General features: G+C 53.6%; 16 protein-coding genes. 9 read left to right on the forward strand and 7 right to left on the reverse strand.

Annotated features, from left to right (window positions below; genetic code table 11):
• Window position 1: 1 nt before the first annotated feature.
• Window positions 2-2128 carry a hypothetical protein gene (locus VFO10_RS01295; RefSeq protein ID WP_325136854.1) on the reverse strand — a complete coding sequence of 709 codons (2127 nt, stop codon included), beginning with the start codon at window positions 2126-2128 and terminating at the stop codon, window positions 2-4.
• 116 nt (window positions 2129-2244) lie between these two features.
• On the opposite strand from VFO10_RS01295, the gene VFO10_RS01300 reads away from it, so the two are divergent.
• The 6 genes from VFO10_RS01300 (at window position 2245) to VFO10_RS01325 (ending at window position 6229) form a co-directional block, all read left to right on the forward strand.
• The gene (locus tag VFO10_RS01300) at window positions 2245-2661 is read left to right on the forward strand and encodes a thioesterase family protein (protein WP_325136855.1); all 417 of its coding nucleotides are present in this window, start codon (window positions 2245-2247) and stop codon (window positions 2659-2661) included.
• Window positions 2662-2868: 207 nt separating this feature from the next.
• A complete protein-coding gene (locus VFO10_RS01305; RefSeq protein WP_325136856.1) occupies window positions 2869-3357 on the forward strand; it encodes a hypothetical protein in 489 nt (162 codons plus the stop codon).
• A gap of 23 nt (window positions 3358-3380) precedes the next feature.
• Window positions 3381-4091, forward strand: a complete 711-nt coding sequence (locus VFO10_RS01310; RefSeq protein WP_325136857.1) for a leucine-rich repeat domain-containing protein — start codon at window positions 3381-3383, stop codon at window positions 4089-4091.
• On the forward strand, window positions 4088-4876 hold the full coding sequence (locus VFO10_RS01315) for a hypothetical protein (protein WP_325136858.1): 789 nt from the start codon (window positions 4088-4090) through the stop codon (window positions 4874-4876). The genes VFO10_RS01310 and VFO10_RS01315 overlap by 4 nt, the downstream gene beginning before the upstream one ends.
• 112 nt (window positions 4877-4988) lie before the next feature.
• Window positions 4989-5441, forward strand: a complete 453-nt coding sequence (locus VFO10_RS01320) for a hypothetical protein (RefSeq protein ID WP_325136859.1) — start codon at window positions 4989-4991, stop codon at window positions 5439-5441.
• Window positions 5442-5506: 65 nt separating this feature from the next.
• On the forward strand, window positions 5507-6229 hold the full coding sequence (locus tag VFO10_RS01325) for a leucine-rich repeat domain-containing protein (protein WP_325136860.1): 723 nt from the start codon (window positions 5507-5509) through the stop codon (window positions 6227-6229).
• Window positions 6230-6276: 47 nt separating this feature from the next.
• Here the strand turns inward: VFO10_RS01325 and VFO10_RS01330 are convergent, their stop codons facing one another.
• Window positions 6277-6912: a TetR/AcrR family transcriptional regulator gene (locus VFO10_RS01330; protein WP_325136861.1), complete on the reverse strand. Its 636-nt coding sequence runs from the start codon at window positions 6910-6912 to the stop codon at window positions 6277-6279.
• A 186-nt stretch (window positions 6913-7098) separates the two neighbouring features.
• On the opposite strand from VFO10_RS01330, the gene VFO10_RS01335 reads away from it, so the two are divergent.
• From VFO10_RS01335 to VFO10_RS01345, 3 genes are read left to right on the forward strand one after another with little or no spacing between them, the layout of a single operon-like run.
• Entirely contained in the window at window positions 7099-8451 is a 1353-nt protein-coding gene (locus VFO10_RS01335) for a TolC family protein (RefSeq protein WP_325136862.1), read from the forward strand.
• An 8-nt stretch (window positions 8452-8459) separates the two neighbouring features.
• Window positions 8460-9419, forward strand: a complete 960-nt coding sequence (locus VFO10_RS01340) for an HlyD family secretion protein (RefSeq protein ID WP_325136863.1) — start codon at window positions 8460-8462, stop codon at window positions 9417-9419.
• Window positions 9416-10600 (forward strand): ABC transporter permease, encoded by a 1185-nt coding sequence (locus tag VFO10_RS01345; protein ID WP_325136864.1) that lies wholly within the window; start codon window positions 9416-9418, stop codon window positions 10598-10600. Before VFO10_RS01340 ends, VFO10_RS01345 begins: the two co-directional genes overlap by 4 nt.
• Window positions 10601-10617: 17 nt before the next feature.
• Here the strand turns inward: VFO10_RS01345 and VFO10_RS01350 are convergent, their stop codons facing one another.
• The 5 genes from VFO10_RS01350 to VFO10_RS01370 all read right to left on the reverse strand — a co-directional run bounded on the left by VFO10_RS01350 (window position 10618) and on the right by VFO10_RS01370 (window position 15248).
• Window positions 10618-11136: a hypothetical protein gene (locus tag VFO10_RS01350; protein ID WP_325136865.1), complete on the reverse strand. Its 519-nt coding sequence runs from the start codon at window positions 11134-11136 to the stop codon at window positions 10618-10620.
• A gap of 239 nt (window positions 11137-11375) precedes the next feature.
• Window positions 11376-12257 (reverse strand): hypothetical protein, encoded by an 882-nt coding sequence (locus tag VFO10_RS01355; RefSeq protein WP_325136866.1) that lies wholly within the window; start codon window positions 12255-12257, stop codon window positions 11376-11378.
• A gap of 84 nt (window positions 12258-12341) precedes the next feature.
• Window positions 12342-13613 carry a hypothetical protein gene (locus VFO10_RS01360; RefSeq protein ID WP_325136867.1) on the reverse strand — a complete coding sequence of 424 codons (1272 nt, stop codon included), beginning with the start codon at window positions 13611-13613 and terminating at the stop codon, window positions 12342-12344.
• Window positions 13614-13949: 336 nt separating this feature from the next.
• Entirely contained in the window at window positions 13950-14642 is a 693-nt protein-coding gene (locus VFO10_RS01365) for a patatin-like phospholipase family protein (RefSeq protein WP_325136868.1), read from the reverse strand.
• Window positions 14643-14735: 93 nt separating this feature from the next.
• Entirely contained in the window at window positions 14736-15248 is a 513-nt protein-coding gene (locus VFO10_RS01370) for an adenine phosphoribosyltransferase (protein WP_325136869.1), read from the reverse strand.
• Window positions 15249-15261: the final 13 nt, after the last annotated feature.

The following is a 15261-nucleotide window of genomic DNA, read 5'->3' on the forward strand; positions in this document are numbered from 1 at the left end:
CTCAGGGTGCTTGAATAAGAGTGGCGTTGATTTCATCCGGAATCCCTTCACCAAGACCCGAACCACCGACTGTGCCATTACCCAGGCGGCCGAACTGATTATTACCCCAGCAGGAAACCTGGCCATTGCTATGCACGCCACAGCCGTGCCAAAAACCAACGCCCATGGACTTAATATCACGAAGGACGCCGCCGTCCGCATTCTGAATATCTTTCACCTGAAGGCGCGGGGGGCGGGTGTTGATGAACACGTTGTTCACGCGCTCATTTTCATAGGCGTTCGGGCCGAGCTGACAGATGGGCTGACCATCTTTCTTCAGCACGCACTGAATTTCACCGTTCAAACCCACTTCCTGGGTCACTTCAAAGAATTTTTTATTCTCTTCGGCGATCGTCATCACCCGCGGTATGTCCGGTACGCCATGAGCGAAGTTCCATTCGAGATTCTGCATGCGATCGGTTTTCAAACCCCAGCAGTAAAGTCGGTCATCGACCAGCAGCGCACACTTGCCTATCGACTGCGAGCTGATGGAACGGGCCGGTGCGGGCAGTACCACCGGGATCACTTCAGCCACATTTTCCGCTGTGATGGCGGCAAGGTCAGAACCCAGAGCCGAACCCTGACAGAAGACCGAACCATTGATATCAAGTCCACAGATCTCACGATCCGAAACGGCGAGCTGCTCGATTTTCTTGTCTGCGAATATGCGATTGGGATAAAGCCAGTTGCCAAACTGCAGAGTTTGACGGCGGCTCAAAAGATCCTTGCCCCAGCACAGGGCCTCTTTCTGATCATTCACAACGCAGTAGGTGTCGTGATCAGGACCACCACCAACAGTAAGGAACTTCACGCTATGCAGATCCGTGCCATCCGCGTTCCGAACAAATTGCGGTTGACCCTGGACTTCATACTGAACAAAACCATCGGCATCGACGGTCTTCGGCAGATAGCCCCAGCACTGCACGCGGCCGGAACTGAGAAGCGCACAGGAGGAGACGCTGCTGACAGCGACGGAGACGGCCGCTTCAGACAGGGCGAGCGGCGGCTGAGGACCCAGTGCTTTACCTGAGCTGCCCACGGCTTCACTCGGTCCCAGGGTATCGAAGACATTGTAACCCCAGCAGCTGACGTCACCATTTTCCAGGACGGCACAGCTATGATTCAGACCAGCGGCCACTTGAGTGGCGCCGATGCAGGAGGCGCGGGATTCAAAATAACCGGCATCGCAGCTGGCATCCGTTGCGACTTTGACAGGAGCACCGGCCTGCAATTGGCAGGTGAAAAGAGCGCTGCCTTTTTTATTGGAGAGAGTATCGTTCCAGAATTCACCGACGCGATATTTATTCTCGCAAAGAATCGGTTTGCAGCTCACCGTTTCGGGGTCGAAGCTTTCACCGGCACTCGCGCAGCTGCGCTTGACCTGAAGCGGACACTGCGAAGCCACGAGTTTGGCTTTGGCGCTGTTGCCGAAGAAGCTGTCCTGAATATTCAGATTCAGCGTGTATTCACCTTCCTGCAGGGCTTCCAAAGAGAGCCGGCCGGGAAGATCAAGAGCCTTCTGGCCAAAATCCTTGGAAAAGAGGCTGCCCAAATCGCGGCCGTTTTTATCGGTCACGGTCAGCTGCAGCTGAAGATTCTGCAGATTGCCGACGGCCTCTTTGATATCGAGTCTTGGCGCCAGCTCGTCATTGGCCAAAAATCCCTGTTCGGGACAGGGCCATTCCAGTTTGATGAGACCGCGTTCACTCAACGTCAGATCCCGGACAGTCGCCTCGCCTTCAGCTTTCAATCCGTCTTCAAAAGCCACCCATTCACGCACCGAGATCACCCGCACGGACAGCCGTCCATCCGCCTTGGGCAAGGCAAGGCAGCCCGCATAGGTCAGCGTTAAGGCCTCGACGCGTCCATCTCTATGAATAAACTCGGCGGTTGTACTGGCGCGATCCTGCTCGGAAAGCGGCGCCAGACCTGGGCTGAGCAGGCGGACGTATTCGATCTCTGGATTCACATCTTTGAGGCCACAGAGGACTTTGATATCCTCCACCCGATTGGAAAGGGTGCACCCCGATGTCAAAATTTGGCTGAAGATCAAGGTGCTTAGGTATTTCAAGACGGTCCGAACACGCATGAGGCTCTCCTCAATGGATACGGGAATTTAGACTAGTTGATTCCAGTTAGCAAGCTAAATATGCATATATGGCTTAGTTTTATTTGTAAGCAATTTTAGGTGGTTACGGAGACGTTATGGACTTTAAACGCTACCGCTGTGATATCCAGGTTCGTTTTCGGGATATAGATGGGCTTGGGCATATCAACAATGCTGTCTATCATTCCTATATCGAGATGTGCCGCACCCAATGGCTGGACGATGGTCTCGGGTGTGGCGTCTTTGCCAAGGGACAGAGAGTTCCCATTATCCTCGCGCGCACAGAGATGGATTATCTGAAACAGGCTCACCTGCATGATCGCATTTATGTGGAAGGCTTCATCTCGCATATCGGCGAGAAAAGTTTTCATCAGCGCTATGAAATCAAAACGCAGCAGCACACCGTAGCCGTCGCCAAAGCTGTTCTCGTCTGGTTTGACTTTGACAGGAATCAGAGTGTGCCTATTCCTGAAGATAAAAGGGTGCTGATGCGCGAGTACATGCCCGCTGAATAGTTCCCTTCACAATGTGAATACCGACATGGGTATTCACATCCGATACCCCGCCTTACCATAATTCGACTAGCGCACATATTACGTACATATTTGAGATTATTGAGAAAATTTTGCTGCGACTTGCAATAAAACTTTTTCATCTTCGTCTACCTTCGCGTTCGGTGATTCCAAAAATATAAATTTATGAAATGGAAACGGAGTAAACCTATGTTCAAACGAGTACTTGCTTTGTCGCTCACTGCAGTTCTGGCATCGACGAGCGCACTGGCTGCGGGTCCTGAAAGCACGGATGCAGAACAACTTCAGGGTGTTGTCACGGGCGCCAAAGACACCCTGTCGGCTTTGAAATTCAAATTCCAAGGCGTTCCCGGTATCAGCTACCAGGGCCAGGCCGTAGTTGTTGACTTGGGTACAACCGCCAATGCTTATGACAAAGAGATTCTCGAAAAACAACTTCCTCGCATCGAAAACTACCTGGTCAACGCTGGTCTGAAGCTGGGTGACGCGGCTCTGAAGCTGCCCTCGAATGAAGGCGTGACGATTTTCTATCAGGGCTGCGCCGAGACTTTGCGTGCGCAACGCCAGGTCGCAGTCGCCCAGGGCAAAGCCAAGTATAGCCTGAACTTCACCACCGATGACTTCAGCTCAGTCCTTGCCGACATCGAAGACGCTCTGGCTGTGAGCAACTGCCGTTAATTCACCTTGAAGAGGGGTCCACCATGGGTCTTGTTACCTCGATCCTGCTCGCGGCTGCCGCGGCGCAACCGTCGTCAGCCTGGGTTGAAAGCTGTAAAAAAACCGAAGCCGCTGCCGCCAGCTGGAACACTTACAAGGCTCTGGCCACTCTTGTGGACCTGGAATGGAAGAATGACCTGGAGCATTGCCAAAAGCTTGAAACCGCTTTGAAAAAAGCCCAGGTCATCGACCTTCGCAACGAATCGGTCCAGGATCTGACGCCCGTTTTCGCCTTGGAAAGTGTGACTCAGCTTCTGGCCAGCAACAATCAGATCAAGTCCATCGCGGGCATCGAACGATTGAAGAATCTTGAGCTTTTGGACCTGGGAAACAACCTCATCGAGGACGTTAGCGCACTCCCGGCGCTGAAAAAACTGAACCAGCTGCGCCTTGCCAAGAATGAAGTCAAGGACATCAAGCCGCTGTTAGGCATGCCGCAGCTTGAAAAGCTTTCCCTGGCCTATAACAAGCTGCGGGATATCGAGGGCCTCGGGTCCCTGCAAAAACTAAACTATCTGTCCCTGGCCAGCAACAGGATCGAAAGCTCCGAAGCTTTGAAGAGTCTGAAGAATCTTCAGGTGCTGAACCTTTCGTTCAATGTGGTCTGCTCGCCCAAGTCCTTCGACGGATTTGCGAGCAAGGACATCAAAATTATCGGTCGTGATAACCAAAACTGTAAGGATCGTTCATCATGAAACGCCTCTTTCGCCTTCTCTTCGTACTTCTAAGTCTGGCCGGCTTATCGGCAAGCGCCATGGCACAGGATCTGACGCCGGAAATGGCCAACCAGCTGAAAGAAAGAACATTCAGCATCGCAGCCAAACTTCAGCAGACCAAGGTGGGAATGGCTTCTTTGAATGCCTCGGTCCTTTCCCCTCAGGAAAATAAGCTCCTGAACGAAATACTGCCCAAGGTGGAACGACTGCTTTTGGATGCAGGCGATCTTTTCGGCAAGGCCGCTGAGAACCTGCCCGGGGAATTCGGCCAGGACTGTCTGCGCCAGGGCTGCAAGAAATTGCGTGAGGCTCTGGATTTTGTGAAGGATGGCAAGCGCCTCGTCCGTCGCAACGCGGAGCTGACCGTTTATTCGGACCTTCTGGAAGAAATCAAGGACGATATCAAGGATGCGATCCAGGATGTCGGCTGCCGCAAAAGAATTTTCGGTGGAGGTAGCCCTTGGCATGGAAAAAAGTTTCGTTCGGAGTATTCGACTCCGAACGGACAATGGGTGAAGGGATCCACGGAACTCAATGGGGATAATGGGTCCTACCAGACATCCTCGGGTCAAAGCGGTTCTTTTTATTCCGTCACCTATCGTGACAACGGTTCGATCGCGGAAGGATACTGGCGCTTCAGCAACGGTGGAACAGGCTGGTTCTCGTTCACGCTGAATGCAGATGGCCGCTCGTTCCATGGCAACTGGGGCGATGGCACCAGTATCGGTCAGCTGCAGAAGGGCTCGTGGAAGGGCCAGCTTTAAGTCGAAAAATAAAGCAAGCTGTTGCAATTTTTTTGAAGTTCACACGTCTCACTCAGCATCCAGAAGATGGATGGTTTTTTTAAAGTTCACTTTTGAAAGAAGGTACACACGCATGTTCAAGAAGGTAACTCTCGCTCTCGGTCTGATCGCTATGTCGGCTCCTTCGATGGCCAACACCCCTTCGGCAGCCAAGCTGATGAGCCAGGCCGCTCAAACTGCACAGGCCACTGTCGGCGGCATCAAAGCCAAGTGCGCTCCTCTGGTCAGAGAAAACGCCAATGACCTTTTCATCCTTGACGTTCTGATTCCAGAAATCGAAGACCGCCTGCTCCAGAGCGAGCAGAACTTCAGCGAAGCCGCTGATCTGCTCGACGTGAACGCTAGTGACTTCAACGGTCGCCGCGCTTTCCGCGCTGGTTGCCTTGCAACCGCCCGCGCTGCTCTGAAACTCGGTACCGCCAAAATCAAGTCGGTTGACGCGAACATCTTCAAGCCTTACTCGATCGAGTTCGAAGATGTGAAATTCGACATCGACACCGCTCGCGTTGACGCGAACTGCGGTTGATTCACCTGGGTTCCGATCGGTCGCTCACGCGGCTGGTCGGCCTTTTCTTTTATGGAGCATAGGATATGAAACTGAAGCTTGTCTCCGCACTGGTCGGTTTAAGTCTATGTTCGATGGCGTCGGCCCAGGCGCGTCCCAAGACTTTTGCAGGATTCTGCCAAAAAGCGGTGAACGTGGAAACCGAACGTCAGACGCTGGATGCTCTGGCTCGTTTGGTCTCTGTGAAAACTCCGGTGGAAGCCGACGCCTGCGAATATCTGGAAGAAGCCCTGGCCACGCGCACACGCTACTCGTTCCGCGGCAAGGATCTGGTTTCGCTGAAAGCCTTCGCTTATCTGCCCCAGACCACCGAGCTGGTGGCGAGTAACAATCAGATCAAGAGTCTGGCTGGCCTGGAAGGTCTGACCAAACTCGAGACCCTCGATCTGGGCGGCAATGCCATCGAGTCGATTGACGCTCTGAAAGGTCTGAATTCTCTGCGCGTTCTGCGTCTGCAGGGCAACGAGATCACGGACCTCACAGCGTTGAGCGAACTCAAAGCGCTGAGCGATCTGTCCGCAGGTTCCAACAAGATTACGGATGTCAAAGCCCTGGCGAAGGTGGAAACACTGGAGTATCTGAATCTTTCGGGAAATGCTTTGGAATCTTTGGAAGGCCTCGAAAGTCTGCCTAAGCTTCGCGTTCTCAACTTTGGTTTCAACAAGGTCTGCGAAAGCGGCTTTGTCCTTGAAGCTGAGAAAAAAGGTGTGACCGTGATTGGGAAAGACACTCAGGAATGCGCACGCTAAGTCCTATTTGTGACCGATAGGATGGGGGGACCTCCCCTCATCCCCGGTTAATTCCGCATAAAACTCTTGATCAGCATATCCTCGGCCTCCAGCGACAGGGCCTCGTGCCTGGCTTTTCTCTCCGCCGCCGACATTTCGAAAAAGCAGGTCAGGACACCATCGAGCATCCTGACGCCAACCTCGGACATCCAGCGCGGATCTATCGGCCGGAAAACCTGTTCTTCAATACCCCTTTTGATCACCACATCCGCCAGTTCAATGCGGGCCTTCTGAAAGCTCGTCCAGCGTTCGGCCAGGGGAGGCGGCAGTTTTCTGACGTCCACGAAGTGCTTGATGACCATAATCAAGGACCCCACCGCAGGATCGTCCAGATGATGATGCAGATAGAGCTGGGTCATGCGTCTGAGTCGGGGGACAACGGCAAGATCAGCGGGAAATGCGAGAAGCGCCTGATTCAGCGGCTCATAAAAGCGTAAATAAACCAAAGCGAGGATCTCATCCTTGCTTGTGAAGTGCTTATAGACGGTGGCCTTGGCAACTCCGATATGCCGGGCGATCTGCTCCAGGCTCACATTGTAAATGCCGTGCTGGGCAGCGAGGCTCAGGAATGCATCCAAAAGATTTTCCTGCCTGAGGACGCCACGCTTTTGTTTTTTGGTTTCAGAAACGTAACCCGGAGTCATGAGTTTCTTTCTTTCTGTCAGATTCCTTGACAGTGGTCAGCCCGCTTACGGACCCCCGCTGCGCCTTTCTTAAAGAAATCCATGGATTGGATTCAAAGAAAGTCAGGTCCTCTTCTTGCTCCATGAGGGAAGGTGACCATCGGTTACCTTTTCGGACATGAGAACCCAAGTCTTGAGCAGGAAGTTATGGACAGAATCGTTTTGGGATTTTCTCTTTTCTTTTGCATGACTGCGGCCATGGGTGAGCCCCTGGCCCTGGACGATTTGCCGAGCCTGATTGAAAGGCGGAGCAGCAGCGTGCAGCGCGCGGCTGCTGATGAAACCGTGGCCGTCTGGGAACAGGCCGCGGCGCGGGCGGATTATCTGCCCAGCGTCACGCTCAAAGGAACTCATACGCGAACGGACGAGGCCATCACCCTCGATGTTCCGAACCAGTCGATTCAAAGAACGCTGCCCAATGGTGCTCCCTTTCGTCTTGATATTGATCCGCCAGCCTTCACAATTCAGGACCGGGATGTGACGAAGGCGCAGGTGCAGCTGATTCAACCTCTTTATATGGGCGGTCGGATCACGGCGCAGGAGGATGCGCGGGATGCCGAGGTGGGGATCAAGGCTGCAGAGTATGCTCAGGAAAAGTCCGTGCAGCTCAGTCTTGTGCTGCAGCGCTATTTTCAAAGTCAGTATGCTGCGGAGCTTTTGAATGTCCTGCAAAAATTCAAAAGTCATCTGGAACGGATTGATCAGCTGACACAGAACCTGATTGAAAGCGGGGCCCTTCCAAGGTCCGTGCGCCGTAAAACCGAAACGGCCCTGGCTGAACTTCTGGCCATGCAGGTGCGGGCCGAGGCTCAGAAAGCTGTCCTGTGTCAGGCGGTGCAGGGCATGATTCAGGCCACGGGTGACTGTCAGTTCACGAACGCGCTCAGGCTTTTGCCCATGCCGGCCGCTGCGGGAGCGCTGCAAAGCCTCGCACGGGATCAAAGGCCCGAGTGGAAAATCATTCAGCATCAGAAGGAAAAAGCCGAGGCCCTGCATCAGGCCGCGACGGGCAGTCTTTTGCCGAGCATTTATGCTTTTGGTCGTTATGAACTTTTGCAGGAGCAGCTGACTCTGCTGGAACCCAAATGGGTGATTGGTGTGGGCGTGGAATGGACGCTGACCGCTGGATTGAAAGGTTTTCCCGAAAGGCATAAAGCCGAGGCTTTGAAACAGAAGGCCGAGATAATTCGAGGGCAGGCGGAGCGGGATATTCCCCTGCAGATTCAGCAATACTGGGCCCAGGCCGCTGGCGAGCGTGCCGCGCTGCAGGCGACTGAAAAAGCCCTGCTCGCGGCGCAGGAAACCCTGGAGATCAGCGAGCTGCGTTATGGTGCGGGGGATGGTTCGCAGCTTGATGTCCTGAATGCTTATAGCGATGTGGAAAAGCTTTCGCTCAGACGGCTTGAACTTTTGGAAAGCTATAACCGCTATCTTATCAGTTTGTTTGCGGCGACCGGCAACGCGGCGCTGTATATCCAGCACTATCAATCGTCCTTATGAGGTTCGCTATGAAATATTTTTCGCTTACCCTCTTTGTCAGTTTGCTTTTGACAGGATGTCCTGAATCCAGGGAAAAACCCCTCCAGGGTCAGGTGGAGTTTGATGAAATCGACCTGGCATCGCGGCTGTCGAGTCGCGTGAAGGAGGTCAAGGTTGAGCTGGGTGACAGGGTGAGCGCGGATCAGGTCCTGGTTATTCTGGATGATGATCTGATTGCGATTCGGAATGAACGAGCCCAGGCGACTTTGGAGCAGGCATCCCTGCAGAAGAAGATGACTGATGATGCCACGCGCAAAGAAGAGTTATCGCAGCTCGCAGCAGCTGAAGCGATGGCCCGGAGTCAGTGGGACTTCGCCAGGCAGAGTCTGAAGCGGGCCGGTATTCTTTTTGAAAAAGATGCCATTGCCCGTCAGCAGTGGGAAGAGATCATAGCCAAGGAAAAAGGCGCCCGCGCCCAGTATGAAATGGCGAAGGCGCGATGGGAAGCCGGACGTAATGGAGCGCGTGACGAGCAGAAGGCGATTGCCGCAGCGAATCTCGTGCAGGCGGAGACCGGGCTGGCTGAGGTTTCGGCTTATCATAAGGATCTTCAGCTGTCGGCGGCGGCAGAAGGGACAGTGCATGCCATCCACGCAAGGCCGGGGGAGCTTGTGCCTCAGGGTTTCCCTCTTGTTACTCTTTTGGATCAGAAGCATCCGCGCCTGAGTTTTTACGTGACCGAGGACAGGCTCGCCCTTTTTCGCCAGGGTGAGACCTATACGGCTGTGATCCCGGCGCTTCAGGATATGGCTTTGAAAGTCGAGCTGGTTCGGATCCAGGTTTTGCCGGCTGTGCTGACGCAAGTCGTGACCGAGGATCGGGCGGCGCGGGATATTCGCAGTTTTGAGCTGACGTTCAAGCCTTTGGATGCAGCGGTACCCCTTCAACCGGGAATGTCTGCGGTCCTTGTTCCGGGAGAGCGGAAATGAAGGCTCTGCGGGAAATTTTTACAGAAATCGCGGCGCTCGCTCAGCGCGAGTGGCGGTTGATTCTTGGGAATAGAAAGCTGCGCAGCCTGATGTTGCTTGCGCCTCTTTTAAACGCCTTGATCGTGTGCGGAGTCTATGCGCCTTCTTATGTCACGGACGTTCCGATCGCGGTCGTGCAGCAGGACCAGTCGGCTTTGTCCCAGCGGATGATTCGCTGGCTGGATCAGCATCAAAAGGTTCGTGTGACGCAGACCCTTTCCGATGTGTCGGAGGCTGATGCCCTTTTAAAGGCGGGAGCGATTGCCGCTTATGTCGTCTTTGAGAAGGATTTTTCGCAGCGCCTGAAACGGAACGAGGATGCCCGGGTTCTTCTCTTCTGTGATGCCACCAACATGGTGGTGGCCAATACCATCAGCGCTGCGACGCAGGGCGTGGTTCAGACGTTCAGCGCAGGCCTTTCGATGAATAAGGCCCGTAAACTCGGAGCGTTTAAAGAGCAGGCGCAGGCTCTTGCCAGCCCTATTCGCGCGGAGATAAGGCCTTTGGGGAATCCGAGTTTTAGTTATGCGGATTTTATGCTGCCTGGGATGCTTTTGACAGTTTTGCAGCAGGTGATTCTTTTGGCTTTGGCTCTGAGCTGGGCCGGTGAGCGGGAGTCGATGACCTTGGCCGAACTTCGGTCGCTTTCCCAGCGCTTCTGGGTGATCCTGCTTGGCAAGAATCTGCCGCATTTTGTGATTCATTCTTTCTGGCTCTTCATTTTCTTAAGCGTCGTGCTTCCTTTAAGTTCAGTGTCCAGTGAGGCCCAGTTTGGAAGTCTTGTTCTATTCTCCATGCTGTTTGTGCTGGTGATGCTGGGCTGGGGCACATGGGTGAGCCTTGCGATCGGTGATCGTCTGGGTGCTACGCAGGCGCTCATGTTTCTCTCGGTTCCCAGTTTCATACTGTCGGGATATACATGGCCTTCTGCGTCGCTGCCGCTGCCTTTGCAGGTGATCAGCCAGATCCTGCCCCTGACTCACTCGGCTGTGATGATTCGGAAGATTTATGGGCTGGGGCTGGAGATTACAGCGTTTCCTCGGGAATTGACGATCCTTGGGGCTTTCGTTGTACTGCACATTCTCGCGTCCTGGTGGACCGTGAGGCGTATGATGCGAGCTGAACCAGCCTCAAGGGCGTGAGGCTGGGTTTCAAACCCTCAGCTGCAGGGCACGACATCACCCATGATGGCAATCTCATCGAGCGAGGCGCTGCCTTTCAACGTGAAGGAAAATTGCGCCGAGCGAGCCTGTCCTGGACAGCCAAGTTCAAGAGGCTGGATATAGATCCGTCTATCGATTTCGAGAATGGACTTGGGCAGGATCTCACGAAATTCCTGAGAATCAAGCTTCACCTCAAGAACGGGGTCCTGGGTCGGAAGCAGCATGCCGCCTCCGTAGTTGATCTTCGTGAAGCGGAGCCCCTGAAGGGATGAATTTGCCCTGATTGTACAGACGTCGCTGCTGACGGCATCATCTTCGTTGCTGCTGGGAGTCGGCGTGTAAGCCACCATCCGCACGAAGAATCCATCGCTTCGCGCAGCCACATCGGTTTTGCCACAGACGAATTCAAAACTTCCTGCCGCGCTTTCCATGGCCAGGCTTGATTTTCCACTTTCCTGACAGGAGATCAGAGCCAAAGTCAGAAGAGATATCATGCTCAATTTCATGCTGTGCATCGACTATATTCCTTTCCGTGTGAGCCTTGATTGGTCGGGACAGTGATGAAGTTTGCAGGGAATGGTCCATGAGTGCTCTCGTTCGTTTGTGGAATATTGTTCTGTAATATCATGCAGTTGAAATGATATCTGGATGGGTCAGCACGAGTCGTGTCAGCGCCCTGGACAAAAACTGTCGTTCATGGAGATGCGCGGGATGGAGAGCTAAATTTCCTGTTTAAGCCAGGACATGGAATCATTCAAGGCAGTGTGAGATTCAAGCCGAGAAGCATCTGACCGTCGGCTCGCGCGCCAAGGCTGATATGGCTGAAGAGCTGGCGTGGAGACATTGCGGACGATCCCACATTGTCAACAACCTTGAGCCTTGTCGGGGGATTCGAGAGAATCTCCACTATGCTGGCTCCATAGGCCAGAAGCGTAGTCGCAAGCGCCAGGTTGCTTTCTGTTCGAAACCTTGCGGAAGCTTTTTTACTCGCGTCGCGGAAATCCCTGAAGGCACTGGTCTCGTAGTCTCCCGTTTGGATGACCTGCGCGGTCTTCGCCATCAAGGCGCGATCGGTACGCCTCGCTTTATCGCTTTGCTGGTAGGCGTAGTAAAGGCCAAAGACCTGAAGACCACCAAACGCAAGGCCGGATAGGGTTTTGCCTTGCTGGAACTGGTTGATTCCCAGCGGATAATACGTTTCCACATCGGTGTGATCGAAGGCGCTTTTGCTGACGACTTCGACAATGGTGCCTTTGCCTTTCGCGTGGCTGGTCTTCCCATGCCTGACGTCTTCGAAGAAGCTGATGACCCTTTTGCTCTTCACAACCTTGGGTAGATCCACTCTGGAATCCGATTCCCTGGCGAGATGATAGAGTTTAATGGCCTTCTGCTCTTTGTTCAGTTCCAACGCTGAGGCGGCAGCCAGTATGAGTGACTTCGCCTCCCGCTTATCATTTTCACCTGCATGACGGTCGGCAAGGTCCATGGCTATGCGGTAACATTTCGCGAACTTTTGGTCGGAATAGGCGGCCAGCGCCTCACTGTAGGTGGCGGCCAGGACTGATCGAGGAGTGAGGGAGCAAAATAGAAAGAAAAGCAGAAGGGCACAACTCAGGTTGCACCTTGCGCTTCCCATTGTTCGTTTTGATCCCTTATACATTGACAAGCTAAGCCACCTTAGGTGAGATCCTGCCCTGTGACGGCAGGATCTATCGTTCGGTTACTGGGTTTGCTGAGTCGCGTTCGCTCGTTCTGCGGCCAGAGCGTCTTTGGCCGCTTTCTCGGCGGCCTGGGCCGTCGCCGTCGCAGCCTTCTGCGCATCGAGCTGTCTTATCAAATCAGCGATACGAGTTTCCAGATCCTTGACTGTCTGCTGCTCTCCCGCGAGCTGTGATTTCAAGGAGTCAATGGCAGCCTGATGGAGCTTCTCCATGGTTTCCATTTGTTTCAGGTAACCCTGGGCTGTTTCCGCCTGGGATGAAATGGTGGCCGCCTGGCTTTTCTTGATACCTTCCAACCCAGCAGCCTGCTCTTTCAGAAGTTCATTCTGGGCGGTCATCTCGTTCAGTTGCTTGGAAAGGCGGGCATTTTCGGCTCTAAGCCTTTCGATCTCCTCGTTCAATTTCGAATTGTCGGCTTTCAAATCATCGCGTTCGCTTTCCAGGTCCTTGATTTGCTGCTTTTGCTTGTCAAGATCCGCCGTGGCTGTCGCCAGCTGCTTGTCTGCGGCTTCCTTTTCGGCCTTGAGCTTGTTCAACTGATCCGGGTTCTCGGCTGCGGCCATTTTCTGTTCAAGCTCTTTCACCTTGCCATTCAGCGTGGCGACCTCGGATTCTTTCTCGACACGAAGCTTTTTCTCGTCATTGAGCTTATTCGTAAGTTCGACGTTTTCGGTTTTTACCAGCTTCATTTCAGCCGTCAGCTCCAGCATTCTGCTGTTGGAGTCATTGAGTTCGGCGCTGATCTTGCTCAACTCAGCGTTCTTGGCGTCGAGCTGAGTTTGAACCTTGGCAACGGCTGCCTGGTTATTGCTTTCAAGAGTCTGAACGCGCTGCTCCAGATTCCGGATCTGCGTGTTGACATTATTCAGTTCGCTTTGCTTCGTATTGATCATTTTCTGTAGATTGGCTTTTTCGGTCGCCGAAGCCTGAGCCGCGCTATCCAGCTGGGCTTTGAGCACGGTCAGATCGCTTTCCAGCTGCTGCCGGGCTGTGACTTGAGCGGAACGCTCAGTCGAATAGGCTTTGGTTTCGAGTTCGGCTTTTGAGTTCAACTGAGTGATCTGACTCTTCAGGTCCTCAGTTGTGCGATAGTTGCCTGCAAGATCATCATTGATACGCGCTCTTTCCAGCTTCAGGAGTTCGACCTCGCGGGTAAGCTCGGCGTTTTTAGCAATGGCCGCATCGAGTTCCTGAGTTGAGGGTTGACTGTTCTCTCTGCAGGCCACCGTGGCCAGCATGAATCCTAGAAAAACAAGGTGCTTTATTCTCATCGCGAAGACCTCCTGGGGATGAACTGGCTGCTCAGTTCAACAATGAAAGTGTGTTTCCCAGGATTAAGCACAGTGCGGGCCAAGCCCTTCAGGAATTGGAAAACGCATAGAGTTCCAATCATTTCCGCGTGAAGCCGACTATAGATATTATTTAGGTGATTCCAGGAGCTGTTGGGGAAATCTACAGAAGCATTGGAGTTGTGGCGCTTTCGACCTTCAGGAGCATGTTCGAGAGCCGGTTCCCATTGTGGAATTTCATGATCTGTCGAAAGAATGAGGAGTGAATCTCAGAACCACACAGGGTCTGAGGGAGACTGGACAGATTCAAGAGCGTTTTCAAAGACCGGCGAGCGTCGCTCCGAAGTCATAACCCCGATGGAAGTTATCCACCAGATGCTGTTCATTCAGAAGGATGGGATTGCCTTTGGGCCGGGGGAGGACGATGCGTCGGGACCAGATGGTGCGATCGAGCGGCGTATTCGGGTCAAGGCCGTAGCTGATCATCCAGCGTTCGCGGGAATCGACGGGCGAAGGGAAATTGTTTTTCGCAAAACCGCCGTCGATGCCGCCGCCGAAGTGGGGGACGAAGTTGGTGATAAAGGGAATGGATGAGGATTTCAGAATGGTGCGGAAGACTTCATAGGTGTTGTAAAGCAGGACATCTTCGGCCACAAACTGCATGTTTTTGGTCTGAATATAACCGACGTAGAAGTGACGAAGACCGTTGCGGACCAGGACGGAATTATCCACCATGAAGGGCAGCGTGAAGCTGCTGATGTGGTCGCCGTTCATATCGTAAGGCGGCAGGAAGCGGCGGATCGGACGGCTTTTCAGGAATTCGCCGCTGGTACGAAACCACGCCAGGGCTTTTTGATAGTCAGCGTCACTGAAGGCCAGATATCCAGCATGGTTTCCCGAGGAAACACCACTGATGACCTCAGGAAGAGCCTTGCGATCCCGCAGGGCATAAAGAAATCCGGTCAGTGTAATTCCCCAAAGACCACCACCAGGCAAGGAAAATTCCAGCATAGCTGCGCGCCTCTTATCATGGGTTGATAAGAAGAGTTTAGCACATTTTTAAGGGCAAAAAACGCCGGGCCCGGCTGGACCCGGCTGGATGAATCAGTAGCGAATCAGACTGTAAACCGGATAGGGAGACAGTTTTTGCCGACCTGTGAGGAAGGTCAGCTCGATGACGAAGGCGCAGCCGACGATGATGCCGCCGCACTTTTTCACCAGCTCAATCGCAGCTTTCGCCGTCCCACCCGTAGCGAGCAGGTCGTCGACGAGCAGCACGCGCTGGCCGGGACGGATCGCGTCCTGGTGAATCTCCAGGGTGTCCGTGCCGTATTCCAGATCGTAGCTTTCCTTGAAGACAGCAGCGGGCAGCTTGCCCGGTTTACGAATGGGAACGAAGCCCTTGTTCATCAGAAGGGCAACGCCCACTCCAAAGAGAAACCCACGACTCTCCGCGCCGACCACCAGATCGACTTCGTCTTCCTTGTACTGGTTGGCGATCGCCCGATAGGTGTACTGCAGCGCATTGGGATCCTTCAAAAGGGGCGTGATGTCCTTGAAGGAGATCCCTTGCTTCGGAAAGTCAGGTATGTTGCGGATGTAATCATCCAAACGCATGGTGGTTCCTCGG

This window comes from Oligoflexus sp. (genome assembly GCF_035712445.1).
GTDB lineage: Bacteria > Bdellovibrionota_B > Oligoflexia > Oligoflexales > Oligoflexaceae > Oligoflexus.